The following is a 22,762-nucleotide window of genomic DNA, read 5'->3' on the forward strand; positions in this document are numbered from 1 at the left end:
TCATGCATATTTTTGCCTTGGGACTGTCTTCAAACTCCTAATTCCTACCTTTTCCTACAACTTTGATTGCGAGAAATCGATATGATAGATAAGTAGATAAAACTTAAAGAATATTTATCAAATGCTGATTGACTCCTCTGGCTTGTCCAAAGTAAGAGACTCAGTAAAAGCAAAAATTTTCTTCGGTCATGAACCCAGTACCGAGTTAATCGCTATTCTTAGCGTCTACTTTGTCCAAGGAATTCTAGGGTTGGCGCGTCTAGCCGTCAGCTTTTTCCTCAAAGACGAACTCCTACTAAGTCCAGCTCAGGTATCAGCACTATTTGGAGTTGTCGCCCTACCTTGGATGATTAAGCCGGTGTTTGGCTTCATCTCCGATGGTTTACCTATATTCGGCTACCGTCGTCGTCCCTACCTGATATTATCTGGGATATTGGGAGCTATTTCTTGGGTGAGTTTGGCAACAATCGTCCACACAAGTTGGGCCGCGACGATCGCGATCGCTCTTAGTTCTCTATCTGTCGCCGTCAGTGATGTGATAGTTGACTCGCTGGTAGTCGAAAGGGCAAGAGTAGAATCACAAGCGGATGCTGGTTCGTTGCAATCTCTGTGCTGGGGTACTTCGGCAGTGGGAGGTTTAATTACCGCCTACTTAAGTGGAATACTTTTAGAACATTTCACCACCCGCACTATATTTTGGATTACTGCCTTATTTCCCCTGATTATCTGTGCGATCGCTTGGTTGATTGCTGAGTCTCCCATTCGCAAAGATGCTAACGAAAGTAATAACACTAACTCTACAAGCGTTAAGCATCAATTAAAACAACTACGCCAAGCCATCTCCCAAAAAGCAATTTGGTTGCCCACTGCATTTATCTTCATTTTGCAAGCTACCCCAACTGCCGACTCAGCCTTTTTCTTCTTTACCACCAACGAACTTCACTTTCAACCAGAATTCTTAGGGCGAGTACGACTGGTGACAAGTGCTGCTTCTTTAATTGGTGTTTGGATTTTTCAACGTTTCCTCAAAAGCGTTTCCTTTCGCGTGATTTTTGGTTGGAGTTCTGTCATCTCGGCAGTTTTGGGAATGACAATGTTACTGCTGGTAACTCATACCAACCGAACTCTAGGTATAGATGACCATTGGTTTAGTTTGGGTGACAGTCTTGTACTCACCGTCATGGGGCAAATCGCCTATATGCCGATATTGGTACTAGGGGCAAGACTTTGTCCTCCGGGAGTCGAAGCGACATTCTTTGCTTTGTTGATGTCAGTATCTAACTTAGGCGGGATGGTTGGCTACGAATTTGGGGCCATCATGATGCATTGGTTAGGAATTACGGAAACAAACTTTGAGTTACTTTGGCTATTGGTGATCGTTACTAATCTCAGTACCTTATTACCACTACCATTCCTCAACTGGTTGCCAAATGGTGATTCGCAAACCGAGATAGCAGCATCGCAACCAGCACTAGCAGCAAATGGAGAACAGCCATTTGTACCTAATCTAATGTCTGAGTTGATGTTGCAAGAACCAGAATCAGAAGCGGTTGAGTAACAAGACAAGGGTAGCCGTGTGGTGAGATAGTCTTCCCACAGAAATAACTCTTAACAGTCATCATTCATCATTCATAATGCAGAGTTTAAATATTTCCGAAAGTGCTGTTTTAGATAAATCTTACACTCGTGCCGATTGGCAAGGAGGATATCAATCCCTTACTCAAGAATTTGATTATTGGATTGACGATATAGAAGGAAAAATTCCTCCAGAACTGCAAGGTACGCTGTTTAGAAACGGCCCTGGTTTGCTAGATATAAATGGGCAACGCATTCATCACCCTTTTGATGGCGATGGCATGATTAGCCGCATCACATTTACTAATGGTCGTGCCCATTTCCGCAATCGTTTTGTCCGTACAGAAGGCTATTTAGCAGAACAAAAAGCCGGAAAAATTCTTTACCGTGGTGTTTTTGGCACTCAAAAACCGGGTGGCTGGCTAGCTAATATTTTCGACTTCAAAATCAAACATATTGCCAACACCAATGTTATCTACTGGGGGGGTAAACTCTTGGCACTATGGGAAGCTGCTGAACCCTATCGCCTCGACCCTTACACTTTAGAAACCTTGGGTAAAGAATATTTCAATGGTGTTTTGTCAGCAGGTGAAGCTTTTAGCGCCCATCCTCGCTTCGATCCTAGTTGCGATCGCGATGGAGGTCAACCTTGTCTAGTAAACTTTTCTATTCAACCGGGACTCTCCACCACAATTAATATTTTCGAGCTAAACCTCGCAGGTGAAATTGTGAGAAAACACGCTCACAGTGTTCCAGGTTTCTGTTTTATCCACGATTTTGTTATCACTGCTAATTACTGTATCTTCTTTCAAAATCCCGTTAACTTCAATCCCATACCTTTCGCCTTGGGAATGCGTGCAACCGGCGAATGTATTCAGTTTCAGCCGCATCAGCCTACTCGCATCATAGTTATTCCTCGCTTCCCTCAACCAGGGCAAGAAGTAAAAATTCTAGAAACGCAATCTGGTTTCGTCTTTCACCACATCAATGCTTTTGAGGTGGAGAATGAAATTATTATTGATTCTATTTGTTACGAATCTTTACCTGAAGTCGAGCCAGAAAGCGATTTTCGCCAAGTTAATTTTGACTCAAATACTCCCGGTCAACTTTGGCGGTTCCATCTCAACCTCCACAATGGCAATGTGCAACGAAAGTTAATTGAAAGCCGTTGCTGTGAATTTCCCAGTATCAATCCGGCTAATGTCGGACGACCTTACCAGTATTTCTATATAGGTGCTGCTCATGCAGAGACTGGTAATGCTCCCTTACAAGCCTTACTAAAAATTGATTTAGAGTCTGGGCAAAGACAACTTTGGAGTGCTGCACCTCGTGGTTTTATGGGCGAGCCGATTTTTGTACCGCGTCCGGGTTCGCAAAGAGAAGATGATGGCTGGGTTCTGGCTTTGGTTTATGATGCTGCTTATCACCGCTCAGATGTGGTAATTTTAGATGCCAGTGATTTTTCCCAAGGAGCGATCGCTCGCTTGCATCTCAAGCATCACATACCCTATGGTTTACACGGCAGCTTTACTTCTGAAGTGTTTGCACCAACTTAATTCACTAAAATACATGAATAATGAGGGTTTTAGGAGCCAATGCTGGGCAAGCTACTTGCTCAGTAATTGCTTATCAGCTTATTTGAGAAAGAATTAGGAAGAAATGTAAATTGAAGGTTTGTAGATGTAGAAATAGTTATAAAACAAAAACCTGAAAATCGGGATCATGCTCGAACTACAGTGATTTGCTAAATACTGAAATTCTACTTTTTTACCCCTCTAAATAATTTAGAGGGGACTTTTTTATCGAGAAAATGCGATCGCTCATCGGTAAGATCGCAACCAATGAATACACATAGTTGCTTCTGTGTTCATATCTTCTATCATAAAACGAAAATAAAAATGTAACAAAAACTACAAATTATTTCTATTTCTAAAAATTAAGGATAAGCTAGGCATATATATATCTGGCTCGCGGAGATGCCGCGATGAGGAGAAAATTTTATGGTTTCAACACCTGTGCTACCGCTGGAAGCTGCTTCTCCAGCGCATATTTGTCCATTCGATCAAGCCTGTAGCTATCTAGAGGCGGCAGCTAAAGAATTAAGACTAGCTCAGGGAATAGTAGAAATACTCAGCCATCCACGCAAAGTAGTGACAGTTTCCATTCCCGTCAAGCTGGATAATGGTGAAGTGCGAGTTTTCGCCGGACATCGAGTACAGCACTCCGATATCTTAGGGCCTTACAAAGGTGGAACTCGTTACCACCCAGCCGTCACACTGCGGGAAGTCTCGGCTTTAGCAATGCTAATGACTTGGAAATGTGCGTTATTAGGTATTCCCTATGGTGGTGGTAAGGGAGGTATTGCCATAGATCCAAAACGCTATAGCGTAGGTGAATTAGAGCGTATTACTCGTCGTTATACCAGCGAGTTGATTAAAGATATCGGCCCATCAGTAGACATTCCCGCACCAGATATGGGTACTTCTGCCCGTGAAATGGCTTGGATGATGGACACTTACTCAGTCAATGTTGGTCATGCTGTACCCGGAGTTGTGACAGGTAAGCCGCTTTCTATTGGTGGTTCGCTGGGACGGGAAATGGCTACTGGACGCGGCACGATGATTATTGTACGTGAAGCGCTGGCAGACCAAGGTAGATCCTTAGTGGGAGTGCAAGTAGTTATTCAGGGTTTCGGCAATGTGGGAATGGCTGCTGCTGAATTGTTACACCAAGCAGGAGCTAAAATTATAGCTGTCTCAACGGGTGCAGGGGGAGTCTTCGCTAAAGAAGGTCTTGATATTCCAGCATTAAAAGCCTATGCCGCTGCCAATCGTAGGAGTGTTGTTGGTTATCCCCAAGCTGAACCAATTAGCAATGCAGATTTATTAACTTTACCCTGTGATGTTTTAATTCCCGCAGCTTTAGAAAACCAAATCACCGAAGAAAATGTCAATCAGATACAAGCCCAAATGGTAGCAGAAGCAGCTAATGGCCCAATTACGCTTGAGGCAAATCTGTCCTTAGAGGCGCGAGGTGTAACGGTACTACCCGATATTTTGGCGAATGCCGGTGGTGTAGTAGTAAGTTATCTAGAGTGGGTACAAGGTCTTTCTTATCTATTTTGGGATGAAGAACGCGTTAACCGCGAAATGGAACATTTGATGGTGCAGGCTTATCGCCAAGTCACCCAACAGTCAAAGTTACGACAAATTCCTCTGCGATTAGCAGCTTATACGTTAGGAGTGGGCAGGGTTGCCCAGGCACTAAGTGATAGAGGTCTGTATCCTTGAAGGAACTCTGCTTGGTATGTATCGCTGGCTGATTCTTTCTCTGACTGCCTACCTCATCGCTCATTGGACTTATCTGCATATTTCAGTCTGCATCACCACCTGATTGGGGACAGGCTGCACAAACTGCTTTAGAATCTATTTTTCCCCAAATTTTTGTGTCTCATATTTTACTTAACCTGAGTTCGGGATCAGCCCAAACCATGATTCTATCGTTGGCTGAATCTCCTAAAACTTACGCAAAATATCTCTGGAACTCTCATGACTCTGCGTTCTTCCGAAGTTTGCTCAACGCTCTTAACCCGCGCACGCAACTTCTCTCTGCGCCTCTGTGGTTCGATTTTTTAGAACTTGTGCCGAAGTTTAGCAGCAAAATCTTCTTAACCCGAACTGAGGTTAAGCTATATCTCGCGTTCAGCTGGCGATCGCCTCTTGGATAAAAGCAAGTAAGAACAAACGTGGTGATAACCTGCTTTTTACTGATAAATCAAACAGTTGCCTGATTGCTGAGAGATCGTGTGAGAATCCACAAATCACTAGCATAAAACAGCAGGAGTGATTTTTCCTCTCATATAAGCTTCAGCAATTCTTTTTCGTTGCAATTTACCGCTGCTAGTTTTTTCCAACAACCCTGGACGAATAAAAAATATCTGTTCTACTGGAACTTTCACACCAATGTGGTTAAGAATTATCTCACTTGTTTGCTGTTTGTACTCAGTTGCTCCTTTTAGCACACTAGTTTGCTTGGTTTCTATCAAAATAATAATATTTTCATCTGCTTGAATAGCAGCAACTTTGCCTGATTGCACAAAGGGTAAGGACTCTAAGCAGTGTTCAAAATCAGTAGCAAAATAGCTTTGACCGTTGATTTTAAAACGATCGCTGATTCTACCAGTAATGAAAAGCTCGCCCTCGCTCATTACACCTAAATCACCAGTAGAAAAGAAGCCATCAGAATTATCAAACAGGTGAGCGTTTTCCCAATAACCATCAACCAAACTACCGCCCCTGATTTGGATTTCTCCTATTTCACTCTCACGACATACAGTTCCGTCTTCAGATATTAAACGCACACTAAAATCACTCAACGGTTTACCTGATGAAATAGCTTGACAACCATTCGCCAGTGTCAGCACTTTCGGAACATCTTCTAACTGACAACAAGAAACCATTAAAACAGCTTCAGCCATACCATAGCAAGGCTTAATAGCTGTAGGCCGCAATCCATACGGAGCTAACATCTCTATAAATTTATATAGATTTTTAATATTAATTGGCTCACTACCATTAAAAACTATTCGTAAATTTTCTAAGTTGAGATCGGCAATTTCTGCGGTTTCGCTGTTTTCTAGCCGACGCAGACAGTAACTAATAGCAAAATCAGGAATAACAGCGATCGCAATTCGTTTTTTTGAAAGCTCGCTCAACCAACCTATAGGATTAATTAAGAACTTCACTGGTGTACTTAAGTGCAGATTTAGTCGGCGATACAACGTTGTTAGAAAGCCACCTACTAATCCCATATCATGATACAGAGGCAACCAACTTGCTGCTTCATCACCTTGTCTGCTTTGAGCATAGTTAGCAATAATCTGTATTTGTGCCATAATCTTACCGTGGGTAACAGGAATTCCTTTGGGAAAAGCAGTTGAGCCAGAAGAAAACTGTACAAAAGCTATATCACCAGAGGTAATAGCGGCAAAATTAGGTGATGTCTGGGGCTGAAAGTCTGTGCTTGGTAATGGCAATCGCTGATGGCTAAAATCAAGAGATTTGATACTAGGAGCTTCTAAAATCAAGCGAGCATTGTATGAATCGGCTATTCTGTTGATAAAAGCTAAATAGCTATCCTTCAATACACCTATACCATAAGGTTTGATTGATAAAGGAATCGCACCTAGTCCAATCAAAGCAAAAAAGGAAATAAGCACACTTTCTGTAGTTTCAAAGGGAAACACTATCCTTGTCCCCACTGTCACACCTTGAGAGCGAAAATATGCCATGTATGCAGTAATCTGCTTCTTAAAATTGCAGTAGGGTAAGAACTTAGTATCTTTGCGATCTTCCTGAAGAAACAAACCGATATGCGCATCAGTGTCTTCAAGTGCGTGTATCATATCCAGCATGGTGAGCGATTCTTGCACTGGAAGTTGTAACTCTGGCATTCTGGCTACTTCAGGCAATTTCATGACACACCTCCTAGTGCCTTGGCTGTATTGTTTTCCTCAAGAAAATCCGGCAAACTCTTGAGTGTACGTTCAACGGCATCAATGAATCCAACTTTCACGCGGGCATCAGCTGCTATAGTGGCAGTTCCATCAGTGAAAATTTCCACAGTTTGGCAAAATACTGCTTGATAGCGATACTCTTTTTCTGTATCTTCTATTTTCGTAATTACTCTAACTTCTTTTGGTAATATTTCCCGACGATAATTGATTTCAATCCGCGCCACTACAGGTAGAATGCGCTGACCACGACGTAAGTTGTGGTGTTCAAGCCATAACCATCGCCCTGCTTCTAAATATTCCAAGACCGTAGCATTATTGACGTGACCTAAACTATCAAGGTCATTTGGGCGTACTTGTAATGTTAGACTAACTGGTTCAAACTTCATTTCAACAATCTTGAATAACTTAACAGTTGGCACACTTATGCCCCAAGTGCAATGATGACAACGGTAGATACATAATCCCCACTATGGGAAATAGAAATGTGAGCAGTCCAATTTTGACGAGTAAAATACTCTGCTAGAGAGCCATAAAACTGAAAATATGGAGCTTTGCTGGAATTGTGTTGTATTTCTACATCTGTCCAATAAAATTGAGGGGCTATTTTCAGTGCTTTAAATAGTGCTTCCTTAGCAGAAAATTGAGCCGTCATACTTTGCAATGGGTTTTTACTTTGACTGAAGTACAAACACTCTGTGTCTGTAAAGAAGATCCCTGGAATTTTGAGTGCTTCCACTTTTTCTAATTCGGCTATCAGTTGAATATCGTGTCCTAGTCCAATCAACATCCCACCAATTCCAACCACTTTTGTTCAACTTCCGCCGCTGAGTTCACCTCAATACCTGTAATTTGTCTGAGAGCAGAAAAAATCATTCCTTGCTTGCGTTCAATATTGTCAGGAATTGTTATTTTGTACTCAAGTGCGTCCCACCAGTTAACATGAGAATCACGTTGTTCTAAATGCTGACGCTTGCTACCATAAAGTTCGCCACCTTCACGAACAAACAAATGAGTAACAGCAAATGCTCCTTTGGGGGAGTACTCTTGACTATCAACTAGAGCTTTGGCAAAACTAATGAAGTAGGTCATGTGCTGCGCTTCATCAGCAGCAATCTGCTTAAACAATTTCTTCAACCCAGGATCTTGAGCAACGCTGGCACAATATGAGTAGTTAACTGTGGCTGTAATCTCAGAAATCGCCAGTAAAACTAGGGTTCTGAGCATATCATCATCAGGAAAAATCTTCCGAAACTCAATCAGAACTCGATCGTTTACTGTTTCTAAACCAAGCAGGTTAGATAAGCGATTGAGTGTACTTTCATGAAAGCTTTCTTCCTCGTTCCAGTAACGGCTCCAAGTACTGCAAGCTTGCATAACACTCGCTAAAGCTGGATTAGACTCTTGCCAGCGACGACATTCAGCATCTGCCACTCTTGCAAGGCGATCTGCTCCTGGTTTGGTGGTTAATTCTGCTCTTCCAGCATTCCAAATATTCACTCGATCGAATTCAGTTAAATTCTCTAAATCAATCGCATCGATCATTTCCACAGCGCTCCATCGACGCTTTTCGTGAAAACTATGTTGTTCCCAAATTAAATCCACTAAGCAACTGCGTTGTTCAGCTAGAATTTTATACAAGTCGTTGACAATATTGGCTCTAGAGATTACATTCACCATAGTTAGGTTTTTGAAATACAATTTTTCAAGTTTTTAGGTTTTATCTTGTTTAGGCTTTTTAGCTAATTAAGGTGAAGTTTGCACCTTATCTACTTCTTGTAATAAGACTTCTAATACTGTTGAAATTTTTGTATCTAATGAGAAAGCAGGTAAACGGATATCGGTTCCATACTGCTTTTTAATGGTGTTACTAATTTTGGCAAATACCTCCATGAGATCGATGCTGTTTTGAAGTTGTTCGGAACGAGCAACAATTTCTGAAAGTGTCAAGTCATGCTCAAAAATTTCAGCTAATGGTAATTTAACGTTTTCTGCAAAAAGCTGACAAATATAATCTTTCACGATAGCTAACTCCTTTGTTAAATGTCCGAGTGAGTAGCAAAATATCATATTAAATTAACCTTTTTAAAAAGGTTATTTTTCGCATTGCTTAACAAAACCTTACTGAAGCTTGACATTTCTTTTACAGTCCAGTCTTTATTGACGTTGCTGCTCAGAGTTTGCCGACTTGTCACGGGTATCGCACTTTTGGCTCTCGTGATACTGGTAACCGATATATCAGAACATGAATACACCAGAATCTACACAACAGCAATTAAGCCAACAGTATGATTTTGCTAATACTCCCTATTAATCGTTACTCATAAAGTATCTAAATAGCATCCGAAAAATACGGAATTTCTCTAATTTCTGTAATTTTGGTGATGAAATTAATTTCATCACCAAAATTACCTAAAATCTTATCCAGACGGCGACATCGCAATGAGCTTGCACAGCACTGGCTCTTCGGAAGCTTGCTATACAGGGATTGTGACGACTGTTGGTAAAAAATTAATTACTAAGTTTCTTAATCCTGTAGAACTCCATCACCCTAGTAAAACAGCATGCACTCTCCTAAGCGATTACTGGTTAACCATCTACTGGATGCGCCTAATTGATTTCTATGTCATCCTAGAAAACGAGAGTTAATTCGGTGACAGTGTTTGTTTTTAGTATTCACAGGCTTATCTCCGAAATTTAAATCTCTACACACTGATAATTTTGGAGAAAATCAATGTCAATTTATGTAGGCAACCTCTCTTACCAAGTCACAGAAGATGATATTAGAGGTGTTTTCGGCGAATATGGTACTGTAAAGCGGGTTGTGCTGCCAAATGACCGTGAAACAGGTCGTCTGCGCGGCTTTGCTTTTGTAGACATGAATTCAGATGCCGAAGAAGCAGCTGCTATTGAAGCTCTTGATGGTGCTGAGTGGATGGGCCGCGATCTGAAAGTGAATAAAGCTAAACCCAAGGAAGACAGAGGTTCTTTTGGTGGTAATCGGGGGGGATACGGTGGTGGCGGTGGACGCGGACGCTACTAAGATTTGAAACCGCAAAGAAAGAGAGAATGAATTTTTAGGCCATTGATGAATTCAATTGAGTAGGAGAGAAAATGACCCAAATAATAGTGGGTGAAAATGAACACCTTGAGTCAGCTTTACGCCGATTTAAACGAGAAGTTTCCAAAGCGGGGATTTTTCAAGATATGAGAAAGCATCGTCACTTTGAAACCCCTATAGAAAAATCCAAGCGCAAAAAACTTGCCTTGCAAAAGCAGGGTAAAAGACGTTTCCGCACTTGAGAACTGACATAGATAGTAATCAATGCTCTCATAGTATTTATGAGGGCTTTCTTTATGCAAATTAGCACGAGTAATCAAAAAGTAAGAATTGAATTTTATGATCGGGTTTGCGAGGCTCGACCGAGCACCGTTCTTGCTCAACACTGGCTTTTACCCTTTATTTTAGCCATGAATGGCACGCTTGTTAAGCGGAAATCATTGATATTACTGGTTTTGGGGTGTGGGGTGTAGGGAATGAAGAAGAAGTAATTTCTGTTTCACCTCGTGAGCTTGAATGTGTATTAACACTACCCCCTACACCCTGCCCAGATGAGGTTTCACGTTTTCTTAGTGCCATTCGTTTTAGCCATGCTATATCAATGGTAATTTGACAATAAAAGTTGTACCTTGTCCAACACCTGGGCTGTGGGCGTGGATTGTACCATCGTGGAGTTCTACTAAGCTACGAGCGATCGCCAACCCTAACCCTAGTCCTTTTTTTGTGCTTGGGGCTTGACAAAATGTGTCAAAAATGTATGGTAGAAACTCGGCATCTATGCCGCAGCCTGTATCACTGATGACAATCAAGGCTTGATTTTCATTACTTTCAAGATTAACCTCAACCCTGCCGCCATTCGGAGTAAATTTAACGGCATTGGTCAGTAAATTTAAGATGATTTGCTGCAAACGTTCAGAGTCGCCTTGTACTATTAGTGGTGAAACAGCAAGCTGACAGTCTAGATGAATGTCTTTAGTTTTACATTGGCACACTGTGGCGATCGCCGATTCAATTACTCCTTGCAGTTGCACTGGCTCAAGATTTAGGCAAATTTTCCCCGCAGTAATCCGCGAGATGTCGAGTAAATCTTCAACCAGTTTCGCTTGCAAAGTGGCATTGCGCTCAATTATCTCCAAGGCTTTTGCCAACATAGCTGGGCTGGGCGGATTGCTCCTGAGTAACCGCGTCCAACCGAGGATGGCAACTAAGGGGGTATTCAGTTCGTGAGAAACTACAGATAGTACTTCATCCTTGCGGCGGTTAATTGTTCTTTCTTGGCGCAGTGCAACTGAGCACAGGTGTGCCAATTGTAGATAGGCATTAACACGGGTGACAAGTTCCGTGGCAGAAAAAGGCTTGATTAGGTAATCATCAGCCCCAGCTTGTAGCCCTTCAATTACCGATTCTTCGCCAGCACGGGCAGAAAGCAGAATAATCGGTACTTCTTTTGTCCGCGCATCAGCCCGTAATGCTTGCAATAACTCAAAGCCGTCTAAAAAAGGCATCATCACATCACTGAGAACTAGATCCGGCACTCGCTCATTCACCGCCGCCAGCGCCGCCGCCCCATCAGCAACGGCTTGGACTTCTAGGTGTTCGCTTAATATCCGCGTGAGGTAATCGCGCATATCGGCGTTATCATCAACGATGAGAATATGGGCTGGGGGGGAAAGAGAGTTGTTAATTGTTACTTCTTCGCTCCCCCTACTCCCTGCTCCCTGCTCCCCTGCCTCTTCCCCTATCCACCGTTCTGCCTCCTGCACATAAGGCGCTGCACCTAATGCAGTTGATGTCAGGGTGCGTGTGGCTTGAATGCGACGTGCGCTATCGCGCCCCGCTACGCTAACGCTTGGCAGGTGTGCTGTCCCTAAGGGAATGGTGACGGTGAAGCAGGTTCCTTGCCCGACGGTGCTGCTTACATCTATAGTTCCGCTATGCATTTTGATTAATTCCTGAACCAAAGCTAGACCAATACCAGACCCTTCATGAGTCCTTCCTATTGTTCTCCGTACTTGGTAAAATCGCTCAAACACATGGGGCAGTTCTTCTGGCTCAATCCCGGAGCCTGTATCTTCTACCTGTAACGTTACATGATGGTCATCAGCAAGATGCAGCCTGACGGCGATTTCACCTTCTAGGGTAAACTTAAAAGCATTGGAGAGCAAATTCAGGACAATTTTCTCCCACATTTCTCGGTCTACATAAACTGGCTCGCTTATCGGTGGGCAATCGACCACTAGCCGCAACCCTGCCCGTTCAATGGCGGAACGAAATACCGAAGCTAACTCAGTTGTGTACAGTGCCAAGTCGGTTGGTTCATAAACTGCTTCCATGCGTCCGGCTTCGATGCGGGAGAAGTCGAGCAGGGTATTCACTAGTTTCTGTAAACGCAAGCTGTTGCGGTGGGCGAATTCTAGCCGTTCTTGTTGTGCTTGAGGTAAAGGATTGACAGAATCGCTCAGGGCATCAGAGAGGGGAGCGAGTAACAGTGTTAGCGGCGTGCGGAATTCGTGAGAAACGTTGCTGAAAAAGAGAGTTTTGGCGCGATCGAGTTCCGCCAGAGATTCAGCGCGTTGGCGTTCTTGTTCGCGCTCAGATTGTTCTTGCACTCGCTGAAGTTCCGACTCGCGCAGGGCTGCTTCAGCTCGCTTGCGGTCAGTAACGTCGCGCCAGAAGATCGCCACGCCGTTGTTCCGCGTGGGATAAGCCCGCATATCGAGCCACGAAGACCGGCCATCGGACCAGCGGTACACGTGCTCGAGTGAGGCGGGTATGCGTTCTCGCGCCACGCGCATGAAGATCTCGCCGACCGGTGAGTCCTCGGTGCCCGGGAACGCATCCCAGTGTGTGCGGCCGATCAACTCGTCGCGAGAGCGTCCATCGAGCCGAAGCGTTTCTTCGTTGACATCAAGGATCGTAAAATCGCCTCCGAGGAGAGCGAAGCCCTCGGTCATCGAGTTGAGTACGTCGCGCAGCCGTTCCTCGCTCTCGCGCAAAGCTTCTTCCTGCCGCTTGCGATCGGTGATGTCTTGATAAACCGCCGCCGGATTCTCTTCGAGATAGAAGAGGTCCATGCAGCGCCCCTCCGCGTCGAAGATTGCCTCCGCAAAGTAAAAGCCCTCGTCAATAGACTCGAAGAGCGTGCGATATTTCTCCTCGCTTTCGCGTAAGGCTTGTTCGGCGCGGGTGCGTTCCTGAGCCTCGAAGTGACTATTGATGATGACGGCGGCGGACTGCGTGACAATTTCGGCCAGCGCCAGGTCGCTGGGCGTTGCCTCACGCGGCTGGTAAAAGTACATCGCAAACGTCCCAACGCCTTTTCTGTCGTCGCGCGTCACGATGGGAAAAGACCAGCAGCCGCGATAGTTAAACGCCTCAGCCATCTGAACCCAGGGTTGCCACAACGCCTCTTCATTAACATCGCGCGTCAAAACCGGACGACCGATAGGAATCGCCAGCCCGCAGGCGAGGGAATCCTCACCGTTCGCAAACCCATTCACCCGATCTAAGTAAGCATCGGGCATACTTCCCGCGCCATAAACCGGGTGCAGGTTGGTACCGTCCGCATTGGCAATGTAAAAGGCGGTTCGCGCCTCGCCTGCGGTTTCTTCAGCAACAAGGCGAGCGAGAATGGCGAGCGAATCTGCAAGTGGTGCGCCATTGACCGCTGCTTGAAACGCTTCTTTCTGCCCGCGCATCCGCTCTTTATTAGTTTGCAGAGCTTCTTCGGCTTGCCGTTGCTCAATTAAATCGGCAGCCTGTCGTGCTAACACATCAAGCAGACCCAACTCCCGTTCGGATGGCTGATGCGGTTCCAGCCAATGCGTGGAAATCATACCGACAATCCGACTATTGCGGCAAATCAGAGGTGTAGACTGCACAGCCCTGATTCCCGAACGGCGATAAGCGTCGAGATCCCTGCTACCAGCCATAAACTCGCTCTTTTCGACATCGGGAACGATCGCCCGCTCACCCGTATTCAACGCCACGCCGCAGGTACTATCTGAATCAACCTGCACCCACTCCCAAAATGCTGCCGATGCCGGGTCAAATCCTTTCCAGGACAGTAATTGGAGTTCATTGCGATCGGGGTGCAGCAGTTGCATACTGCCCATCTCTGAGCGCATGAGGGCGATCGCTGCCTCCAAAATCTGCCCATACAGGGCATCAATATTTTCTTCCTGAACCAACTGGCTACTAATGAACTGTAACTGCTTAGTATCCGCCAGTTCTACCGCCAGTTTCGCCTCACTCTCGCGCAACGCAATTTCGGCTTCAATGGCATTCGTATTGTCGATTGTCACGCCCACATGACCGAGATAAACACCATCGGCATTAAAGAGCGGTTGGGCATAATTGTCGTGCCATCGCCACACCCCGTCATGCCGCCGAATGCGGTTGCGGTTGTGCCACGATTGCTGCTCGCGGACTGCCGCTAGATAATCGGCAATGTAAAGTTCGGCATCATCTGGATGGACAAGAGTGCGCCAACCCTCCCCGCGAATCTCCTCTGCGCTCTTGCCAGTGAAGTCCAGAAAATATTGATTGATGAAAAGATTATTGCCCTGCGCGTCGTTATACCAGATCAGGGCAGGTGCAGTGTTTGCCAGCGTGCGAAACCGTTCCTCAGACTCACGCAATGCTTCTTCACTATGTTTTTGTTGGGTGACATCGCTGGCAGTGCCAAACCATTCTACAATGTCACCCTGCTCATTCAGCATGGGAATGGCACGGGAGAACGTCCAGCCGATTACACCATCCTGTCGAATGACTTGATATTCTAACTCAAACGTACTCTGAGTGCGAATCGCGTTTTGAATAGCAGCCCATACCCTTGGCTGTTCCTCTGGGGGAATGTAGGTTTCAATCCAGGTTGCCCTTGGCTCGTTGGTGTCGATCAGAAAATTCTTGCCTGTGAGACTAAGCATCTCCCGCCAATCCGCACTCATTCTGTAAACGATGTCCGAGCTGGCGGTAACGAATAAGCTCAATCTTTCTTCACTCTCACGCAAGGCAACTTCTGCACGTTTGCGTTCCGTAATGTCATAAGAAACCACAAGCACAGCATATATTTCCCCATTGTCAGCCCGGAGTGGCGTTCCCCGTGAGATATAACTGCGATTATGGGCATTGTGTTCGTGTTCAAATCCCTCACCTGCCAGGGCTATGCGGTAATTCACCTCATAATTTGCCGTTAATTCGGGCGGAAGCACATCAAAAATAGTCTTGCCAACTAAATCTTCGCTTTTAAATCCGGCGGTATGAAGTGCTTCGCCTTCGGCTAACACATAGCGCAGATTGCGGTCAACGACAAATGCAGCCCCACCTGGTAGATTCTCTATCATCGCGCGCAAGTATGTTTCTGACTCCCGCGCCAACTCTTCGGCTCGTTGACGTTCCGCAGCTTCCACTTCTAGTTGGGCATTCTTCGCTAGCAATTCCTGGGTTTGTCGCTGATTAAGTAGCAATGCCGCAGCAGCAAAATCTGCTAAACTCGTCATTACCCGCACATCTTCAGAGTCAAAATGCTGCTGTTCGGAGTGCGACATAATCCAGATTGTTCCCAAAGCATGGTTATCTGCAATTAGCGGTAACACTAACTCTTCAACAATGGGAGTGTTTGCTGCCTGTAAATAAGTAAAATACCGTTCTGGATAAGAATAAAGTTGAGGAGTACCACGCTCTAGACAGACACCACAAGGGCTAACATCACGGGGTGTAGTGCCGCCTAAGTACTCTGCTAACACTCCTGCCAACACATGAGCGCAAAAGATTTCTTCCCCATTTGCTGTTACTTCTAGTAAACTCACTCCGGCCGTTCCCCAAATGCATAATTCTAGTGCTTTGTCAACTAAACTTTGAAGCATTGTTTGGGGCTGATTTACCAACTGCCGTGCTAAAGCTTGCAATGCCTGGTTTTCTTTTAGTAAATTTGCAGCACGAGAATTGCGGCGATCCAACTCCTCAGTGATAACAATATTTTCTACTGTGATTATTTCTTCTTGAGGTCGTTGCATAACGCTTATGGTCTCGGCTATTTTATGACTTGAACCATAACTTGGGCTAAAATGTGAATCATAAAATGAGCCATGAGTAACGGCAAAATAAGCCTTACGGGAAAAAGGGAAATAAAACTTTGCACCAAATAATGAGCCAGAGTTGATTTTATGCACCATAATGTGAACATGAGTTGAAAAAACCTGAGAGGACAAAACCTCAAGCAAACAAACAGCTTTTAGCAGCACAAAAATCAACTTTCATCCCAAAATATGATTCAAAATCACCAAGATATGCTTCACTTCCCCCGTAAACAGTAATATAGACTTGTGTAGTCAAACTCCAAAACTGTCTCTAGATATAGGGTTTTAGGGAGAGTCAAGAAAAAAAGAAGCCCAAACACACACCTATCACCTGTGGCATCAATGAACTCCTTTGAATTTGACCAATGGTGTTCCCAACAGCAACTAACGGCATCTGCATTAGACCTAATTGCCACAATCAGGTCAACCCCACCCTCACGCCGTGTACAAGGACGCGCCAAAAACGTCAGTGGAGTTTACCCCAGCCGGAAAATGGGTCAAACCATCCAATTTGAGAGCCACACCGTAGAACTGTGGGCAATCTACCAAATGGAACACGAAGAGGAAGTATTAGAGTTTTACGACCAGCCACCCCCCTTCAAAATCCAGTACCACAACAAAACAGGACGCAAAATAGGTCATTACCATACCCCAGACTTCTTCGTGTTGAGAACTGATGGTGCAGCCTGGGAAGAATGGAAAACTGAAACCGAACTCAAACGACTAGCCGAAAAATATCCCGGACGCTACCAAAAAACTGCCGACGGGAAATGGCACAGCCCACCAGGAACAGCCCATGCTGAATCTTATGGACTCAAATACCATATTCGCACCGATAGCGAACTGCATCCCATCTTCACCCAAAACCTCATCTTCCTAGAAGACTACCTCTTATTCAACACCAACATCCCCCACACCATCACAGAACAAATACTTACCGCAGTCCAAGCCAACCCCGGAACAACCATAACCGCCACACTGGCCTCAATACCCGGAATCAGAGCCAACGACATCTACGCCATGATAGCCACAGAGCAACTCTACGTAGACCTATATGCAACACCCCTAGTAGAACACTGGCGAGTCAAGCTATATCCAGACCAACAAACCCATCAAGCCTACACACATCTAGCCATAACAACACAGCATCATCAACCAATACCCCTACCCACAGCACTCCTACCAAACACAGTCCTGCTATGGGACTCCAAGCCCTGGACATTAGTAAACTTTGGCGAAACCACCACCACACTCCTACCCGAAATTGGACAACCCATCCAACTACCAACAGCATATTTCCTGCAACTATTGGAAAGCGGCAACATCAAAATTCAAAACTCAGAAAAACAAGCATCCATCAATAATGCAGTCCAGGCACTCATGGATGCCGCTTCTCCGAGCGACCTCAGCCAAGCAAATCACCGATATCATCTAGTACAAGCCTATACTCAACGCCACGCAGATATCTACAAAGATATTCCTGCCAGTACCTTGAAACGATGGGTAAAACAGTTTCGAGAAGCCGAAACCAAGTATGGTTGCGGTTACGTTGGTTTACTACCACATACAAAGCGGCGAGGAAATCGTCAAACCAAAGCACCAAACCAATCCAGCGAACTACTCGATAAATTTATTACCGAACACTTCGAGACACCAAGACAAGCACCAGCCGCTTCAGTATATAGATTATATGTCAGAGCTTGCAACGAATTAAATATACAACCCCTGAGTTCTCGTACCTTTTATCACCGCCTCAAACAGCGACCAATCCACGAACAAACCAAAAAACGTCAAGGAGCAAAAGCCGCATACCCAACAGAACCAAAAATCTTAGAACTAACCAAAACCACACCCCGGCACGGAGACAGACCCTTTGCCATTGTCCACATTGACCACACCCAACTCGACATCGAACTACGCTCCCAAGCCACAGGACGGAACTTAGGAAGACCTTGGCTGACATTACTCATTGATGCCTATTCCCGACGTATCCTCGCCCTTTATCTAACCTTTGACCCACCCAGTTACAGGTCTTGCATGATGGCACTACGGTCTTGCGTCCAGCGATTTGGTCGTTTTCCTCAAGCCGTAGTCGTAGACGGAGGCAAAGAATTTCATAGTATCTACTTTGACACCCTACTAGCACGCTACCACTGCATCAAAAAAACCAGACCCGGTGGCAAACCACGTTTTGGTTCAGTCATTGAACGATTATTCGGCACAACAAATACCGAGTTTGTATACAACCTCTTAGGTAACACCCAAGCCAGCAAACAACCACGACAAATTACTAAAGCTGTTGACCCCAAACAACAAGCCGTGTGGACATTGGCAGATTTATATACCTACCTCACCGAGTGGGCATACACCATTTACGACACCAGTGAGCATGATTCCTTGGGAGCAACACCATTACAAGTGTATACCGACTCCTTGCTGATAGCAGGAGAACGAGAACACCGACACATTGCCTACAACGAAGACTTCCTCATGGCCACACGTCCCAGTACAGCCAAAGGAACAGTTTTAATCCAGCCAGGACAAGGAATAAAAGTCAACTATCTTTATTACTGGAACGATGCTTTCCGCAATCCTGCCGTTGAAAAAACCAAAGTTCCCGTGCGCTATGACCCCTTTGATATGGGTGTGGCTTATGCTTACCTAGAGGGACGCTGGGTAAAATGTATCTCCCAGTATTACAGCACCTTTGTGGGACGTACAGAGAAAGAAGTGCTTTTAGCAGCAGAGGAAATTAGAAAAAAAGACAAGGGTAATTCCGTTAGTACGAATATTTCAGCTAAACGATTAGCGGATTTTATTGCCAAAGCGCAAGAGCATGAAACGCTGCTCTTGCAAAGATTACGGGATTTAGAAGCCAAAAGTGTACGGGAAAATTTAACATCTTTAGGACAAGGTGTACCGTCTGTTTCCCAAGTACAAGTTATACCACAGTCAATAGCAGTCCCACTCAACAGCAAAGATATCGCCATTCGACATGAGTCGGAAAATGTCCAACTTTTGGATGTCACAAAACTGCCTATCTTTGAGGAATACAGGTAATGTCCAACTGTTTTAGCGGGAATCTTTCAGAATTAGCACAGTCCCAACTCAACCAATTTAAAGAATATGCGATATCTCATCCCCAATTGGCGCAAGTGGATTTGTTACAGATGGGGATGACTTCGACTTCTGTTCCTGGTGGGATTGTGGATTTATCACCTCTGGTAAAGTCTACTGTTGCACCTGTTTCTTCTTCTGCTACCTCTAAATCAACTCGAAAAAAACGTTCTGACCCAGAGACGGTACAGGCTGATACTCCTAATCCAGTTTCAATGGCTGGTAGCCCAGAACCAAAGAAGAAGCAAACTCGAAAAAAGAAGGAAGCCCCTGTGGCAGTTACGGAAACAATGCAGGACAGCCAAGAAACAACGCAGGATACTCAAATTTCTATGACTGAGGTAGCATTCGTACAAACTCAGCCTAAGAAAAGACAAACTCGCAAGAAAAAGGAATCTCCTGTGGTGGTAACGGAAACGACACAGCATACACTCAGTTCTGTGATGGAGACAGTAGAAGTGCAAACCCCACCCGAGAAGAGACGAACACAGCATAAGAAGGATACTGTTGTAGTTTCAGAGGAAATGCCACAAGATACACCTAGTTCTAAGAATGAGGTAATATCTTTAACAACTGAGTCGGAAAATGTTGAAGCAGTTCCCTTGAATAATGGGCGTAGAAGTGTTGGACAACGCAAGCCACAGCGAGATAAGGTTGGGGAGTAGGTAGAAAATTTACAATCTTTTGCTCAATAGAGTGATGAATTGATTCAGAGCCTTTTGGATTGTTTTGTACGCAGAGGATTGTTTACCTAATTTTAGTTCCTGTAACACTTGGTCTCGTAAAGCTTCAAGTTCTGTCATGTTGGGCGGTGTTGGTGTATGCGTTTGAGCCATGTCTGGTTGTTGATCTTGATTCTTATTTCTCCGTGTATTACACGGGAAAGGATCAACTTCAACCCATGTATTACTTGGTAGGTTGTTGCTTAGAGCGATTTCTTCTAAATAATCTGCCCTTGTCATTCCTAAGCACTCAGCGGCGATACCCAATGCTTTCCAGGTGTCATCAGTCAGTCTCAATGAGTGGACTTGACGGTAATCATCGTTTTTGAGAGCGAATTTCCCCTGTATATCCCGTTTCAGCATAACCTTTACCGTGTAATACACCGTTAGGTTAACAAATTTTTACCGTGTATTACATGGAGAAAGAAGTTTTCTACTTTCACTATTTTTGCGAAGCATAAAATGAATATCTGCTTTGTGAAGCATAAAGTGAGCTAAAAGCCCATTTTTTCATTCAAGTCACATATTTGGTATCAAGACAATTTGAATTATTACCCTAGACCTATATTTTAGTCATTATTAATCTGTAGTATTTTCTGGAGTGAAGTGTTAATAATGCCTGTAATTTTAAGAGGACGTTTGAAAAGTCGCTAGAGCATCGATTCCGTTAGCAGCTTCCGCCTTCCCTGTAGCAGCTTCCGCCTTGACGTTTGCGTGTTTTGCGCAGCCTGTAGCAACTTCCGCCTTCCCTGTAGCAGCTTCCGCCTTGACATTTGCGTGTTTCGCGCAGCCTGTAGCAACTTCCGCCATCACGTTAAATTAATGGCAGCTTGACAGTAAACGTTGCGCCTTGCCCAAATCCTGCACTTGCAGCTTCAATTGTACCTTTATGCATTTTGACCAGCAGACGAGCGATCGCTAGTCCAATACCTACACCTCCCGGTGAGTGACGACTAGGTACTTGGGCTTGAGAGAAGCGATTGAAGACATGGGGAAGAAAATCAGGAGAAATGCTGATACCTGTTTCAGTCACAGTAATTTGAACTAAGAAGTCAAGATGTTCTAAACCAATGCTGACCTTTGCCCTAAAGTCCGTAAATTTGATGGTATTTTCTAGCAAGTTAGCAATGATTTGTCGCAGGCGATCGCTCATCAAAAGCGATCGCATCAAAAACATAACCATCTTCTTCGGTATTTCATTTACCAGGGCGGCAAGCAGAAGGATTTTTGGGATCGTTATTCATGCTCATGGGAATTGAGCTACAAGTACCAGACCACTCCACGTTGTCGCGACGGTGAGTAAGAATGATAGAAGAATGTTAAATAGTTCATTAAAATTCATGACATTTTTCGTAAAAATTGTTTGATAAGCAAAGCTAATTAATAAACAGGATAAGCAATACAAAAACTCGTACTAAGATATGCTATTCGCTCGCTTTTACTGAACCGTATTACGCTAGAACCCCACTGTAATTAATAAATAACTAATAACGATTTAGCTAGTTTGCGCCAAAATTTGGGGGGTAGAAGTGCGGGGAAAGGTAGGACTGACTCTCAAGCGATGGCTAGTGGTTTTTGCGAAGCGATCGAGCGATGTTTTGGGGTGTTTCAAGGATATGAAATTCGAGAAAAAGCCAGTTACCAACAAATGGGGGAGAAAGCGATCCATCCCAATGTTTGTATGAACTTCAGCCAACAGCAATATCAAAATAGAGAACAATGGAATATTGAATGTCAAGGCTGGTTTCAAAAAGTCCCCGAACCTTTCAATGAAGAAGGAGAAATTGACTGGACTCCCGTTTGGTCTTTAACCCATCAGGAATTTAAGTATCTGCCAACGGCTTACTGTTATTATGGCTATCGACCGGACTATAAACTCGACTGTTGGGCTGATTCTAATGGATGTGCGGCGGGTAATACTCTTGAAGAAGCAATTCTGCAAGGATTTATGGAGTTAGTAGAACGGGATGCTGTGGCGTTATGGTGGTATAACTCCCTGCAAAAGCCACAGGTGGATTTAGATAGTTTCGACGAGCCTTATTTTCAAAGCCTGAAGCAATATTATCAAACTATTAATCGAGAAATTTGGGTTTTAGATAAGTAGGTCAACTTAATTAAAAGTAAAACGCTCGACTGAGTAGCCGCTTTGTGATGCCTTGGGAGATTACGGTGTCGAAGTATTTCGCAAAGCCGAAGCAATTGCACCAGGTAGCTTTGCATCGCTAAACGCTAAAGCCGTAATATTATCAGGTACTTTACCACCGAATAGAAATAGTCCAGGGGGCAGCATAGTCTATTATCTGCAAGATACCCCTCTTCTGTCACTTTCCGAGTATTCTGAATAAAAGGAATAGAAGAAAAAGCTCTGGAAGGTAAGTAGAGCAATGGATGTAGAATTACAAATCCTCAAACATTTGGCAAGAGATCCTCACCCAACAGTTACGATCATAGATGAATATTGTGCAGAGTATAAAGAGCTATTTAAAGAAGTAAGGAATTATGAGTGCTTCAAATATTTACACCTAGGGATAATGTCAGCAATTAAAAGAAAATCATTACCAGAGATAGCAAAAGCTGTAAGTATAAACTCAGCTCAATCATTACATCATTTTATAGCGAATTCAGATTGGTCGGTAGACAAATTAAAACAAAGAAGATTAAAAGAATTAAAGAAAGCATTAGATGGCAATAAGAT

19 protein-coding genes and 1 pseudogene are annotated in these 22,762 nt (G+C 44.3%); 11 read left to right on the plus strand and 9 right to left on the minus strand.

Annotated elements, in window-relative coordinates; genetic code table 11:
* The first annotated feature begins 121 nt into the window (after positions 1-121).
* From I8752_RS30740 to I8752_RS30750, 3 genes are all read left to right on the plus strand, one after another.
* The gene (locus I8752_RS30740) at positions 122-1,558 is read left to right on the plus strand and encodes a folate/biopterin family MFS transporter (protein ID WP_214435971.1); all 1,437 of its coding nucleotides are present in this window, start codon (positions 122-124) and stop codon (positions 1,556-1,558) included.
* 76 nt (positions 1,559-1,634) lie between these two features.
* Positions 1,635-3,131: a carotenoid oxygenase family protein gene (locus I8752_RS30745; RefSeq protein WP_214435972.1), complete on the plus strand. Its 1,497-nt coding sequence runs from the start codon at positions 1,635-1,637 to the stop codon at positions 3,129-3,131.
* Between the two features lie 444 nt (positions 3,132-3,575).
* On the plus strand, positions 3,576-4,865 hold the full coding sequence (locus I8752_RS30750; protein ID WP_214435973.1) for a Glu/Leu/Phe/Val family dehydrogenase: 1,290 nt from the start codon (positions 3,576-3,578) through the stop codon (positions 4,863-4,865).
* Between the two features lie 533 nt (positions 4,866-5,398).
* On the opposite strand, the gene I8752_RS30755 is transcribed toward I8752_RS30750, so the two are convergent.
* From I8752_RS30755 to I8752_RS30775, 5 genes are all read right to left on the minus strand, one after another.
* The gene (locus I8752_RS30755) at positions 5,399-7,051 is read right to left on the minus strand and encodes an AMP-binding protein (RefSeq protein WP_214435974.1); all 1,653 of its coding nucleotides are present in this window, start codon (positions 7,049-7,051) and stop codon (positions 5,399-5,401) included.
* Positions 7,048-7,476: an acyl-CoA thioesterase gene (locus tag I8752_RS30760; RefSeq protein WP_225896010.1), complete on the minus strand. Its 429-nt coding sequence runs from the start codon at positions 7,474-7,476 to the stop codon at positions 7,048-7,050. The genes I8752_RS30755 and I8752_RS30760 overlap by 4 nt, the downstream gene beginning before the upstream one ends.
* A gap of 35 nt (positions 7,477-7,511) precedes the next feature.
* Positions 7,512-7,895 carry a holo-ACP synthase gene (locus I8752_RS30765; protein ID WP_318780914.1) on the minus strand — a complete coding sequence of 128 codons (384 nt, stop codon included), beginning with the start codon at positions 7,893-7,895 and terminating at the stop codon, positions 7,512-7,514.
* Complete coding sequence (locus I8752_RS30770; protein WP_214435977.1) at positions 7,871-8,767, minus strand: acyl-ACP desaturase; 897 nt, start codon at positions 8,765-8,767, stop codon at positions 7,871-7,873. Before I8752_RS30770 ends, I8752_RS30765 begins: the two co-directional genes overlap by 25 nt.
* A 66-nt stretch (positions 8,768-8,833) precedes the next feature.
* Positions 8,834-9,109 carry a hypothetical protein gene (locus I8752_RS30775; RefSeq protein WP_214435978.1) on the minus strand — a complete coding sequence of 92 codons (276 nt, stop codon included), beginning with the start codon at positions 9,107-9,109 and terminating at the stop codon, positions 8,834-8,836.
* A 420-nt stretch (positions 9,110-9,529) separates the two neighbouring features.
* Here I8752_RS30775 and I8752_RS30780 point away from each other — a divergent pair, with 420 nt between their 5' ends.
* The 3 genes from I8752_RS30780 (at position 9,530) to rpsU (ending at position 10,390) form a co-directional block, all read left to right on the plus strand.
* Positions 9,530-9,736, plus strand: coding sequence for a hypothetical protein (locus I8752_RS30780; RefSeq protein WP_214435979.1), 207 nt, complete (start codon positions 9,530-9,532; stop codon positions 9,734-9,736).
* Positions 9,737-9,821: 85 nt separating this feature from the next.
* Entirely contained in the window at positions 9,822-10,130 is a 309-nt protein-coding gene (locus I8752_RS30785) for an RNA recognition motif domain-containing protein (RefSeq protein ID WP_214435980.1), read from the plus strand.
* A gap of 71 nt (positions 10,131-10,201) precedes the next feature.
* Entirely contained in the window at positions 10,202-10,390 is a 189-nt protein-coding gene (rpsU, locus tag I8752_RS30790) for a 30S ribosomal protein S21 (protein ID WP_015115835.1), read from the plus strand.
* 351 nt (positions 10,391-10,741) lie between these two features.
* On the opposite strand, the gene I8752_RS30795 is transcribed toward rpsU, so the two are convergent.
* Positions 10,742-16,165, minus strand: a complete 5,424-nt coding sequence (locus I8752_RS30795; protein ID WP_214435981.1) for an ATP-binding protein — start codon at positions 16,163-16,165, stop codon at positions 10,742-10,744.
* Between the two features lie 405 nt (positions 16,166-16,570).
* Between I8752_RS30795 and I8752_RS30800 the strand changes: the two genes are divergently transcribed.
* Together I8752_RS30800 and I8752_RS30805 are read left to right on the plus strand one after the other, a co-directional pair.
* Positions 16,571-19,288: a TnsA endonuclease N-terminal domain-containing protein gene (locus I8752_RS30800; protein WP_214435987.1), complete on the plus strand. Its 2,718-nt coding sequence runs from the start codon at positions 16,571-16,573 to the stop codon at positions 19,286-19,288.
* Positions 19,288-20,010, plus strand: coding sequence for a hypothetical protein (locus tag I8752_RS30805; protein WP_214435982.1), 723 nt, complete (start codon positions 19,288-19,290; stop codon positions 20,008-20,010). The genes I8752_RS30800 and I8752_RS30805 overlap by 1 nt, the downstream gene beginning before the upstream one ends.
* 9 nt (positions 20,011-20,019) lie before the next feature.
* Here the strand turns inward: I8752_RS30805 and I8752_RS30810 are convergent, their stop codons facing one another.
* Positions 20,020-20,430 (minus strand): hypothetical protein, encoded by a 411-nt coding sequence (locus I8752_RS30810; RefSeq protein ID WP_214435983.1) that lies wholly within the window; start codon positions 20,428-20,430, stop codon positions 20,020-20,022.
* A gap of 451 nt (positions 20,431-20,881) precedes the next feature.
* Positions 20,882-21,250 carry a sensor histidine kinase gene (locus I8752_RS30815; protein ID WP_214435984.1) on the minus strand — a complete coding sequence of 123 codons (369 nt, stop codon included), beginning with the start codon at positions 21,248-21,250 and terminating at the stop codon, positions 20,882-20,884.
* Between the two features lie 8 nt (positions 21,251-21,258).
* Between I8752_RS30815 and I8752_RS30820 the strand changes: the two are divergent.
* Together I8752_RS30820 and I8752_RS30825 are read left to right on the plus strand one after the other, a co-directional pair.
* A pseudogene (locus I8752_RS30820) lies at positions 21,259-21,363 on the plus strand (transposase); the annotation flags it as partial.
* A gap of 220 nt (positions 21,364-21,583) precedes the next feature.
* Positions 21,584-22,171, plus strand: coding sequence for a YcaO-like family protein (locus I8752_RS30825; protein ID WP_225896011.1), 588 nt, complete (start codon positions 21,584-21,586; stop codon positions 22,169-22,171).
* Between the two features lie 60 nt (positions 22,172-22,231).
* Here the strand turns inward: I8752_RS30825 and I8752_RS38255 are convergent, their stop codons facing one another.
* Complete coding sequence (locus tag I8752_RS38255) at positions 22,232-22,357, minus strand: hypothetical protein (protein ID WP_263986656.1); 126 nt, start codon at positions 22,355-22,357, stop codon at positions 22,232-22,234.
* Between the two features lie 94 nt (positions 22,358-22,451).
* On the opposite strand from I8752_RS38255, the gene I8752_RS30830 reads away from it, so the two are divergent.
* The coding region (locus I8752_RS30830; RefSeq protein ID WP_214435985.1) for a transposase at positions 22,452-22,762 on the plus strand (311 nt) is incomplete at its 3' end.

The organism is Dendronalium phyllosphericum CENA369, from assembly GCF_016056275.1.
GTDB lineage: Bacteria > Cyanobacteriota > Cyanobacteriia > Cyanobacteriales > Nostocaceae > Dendronalium > Dendronalium phyllosphericum.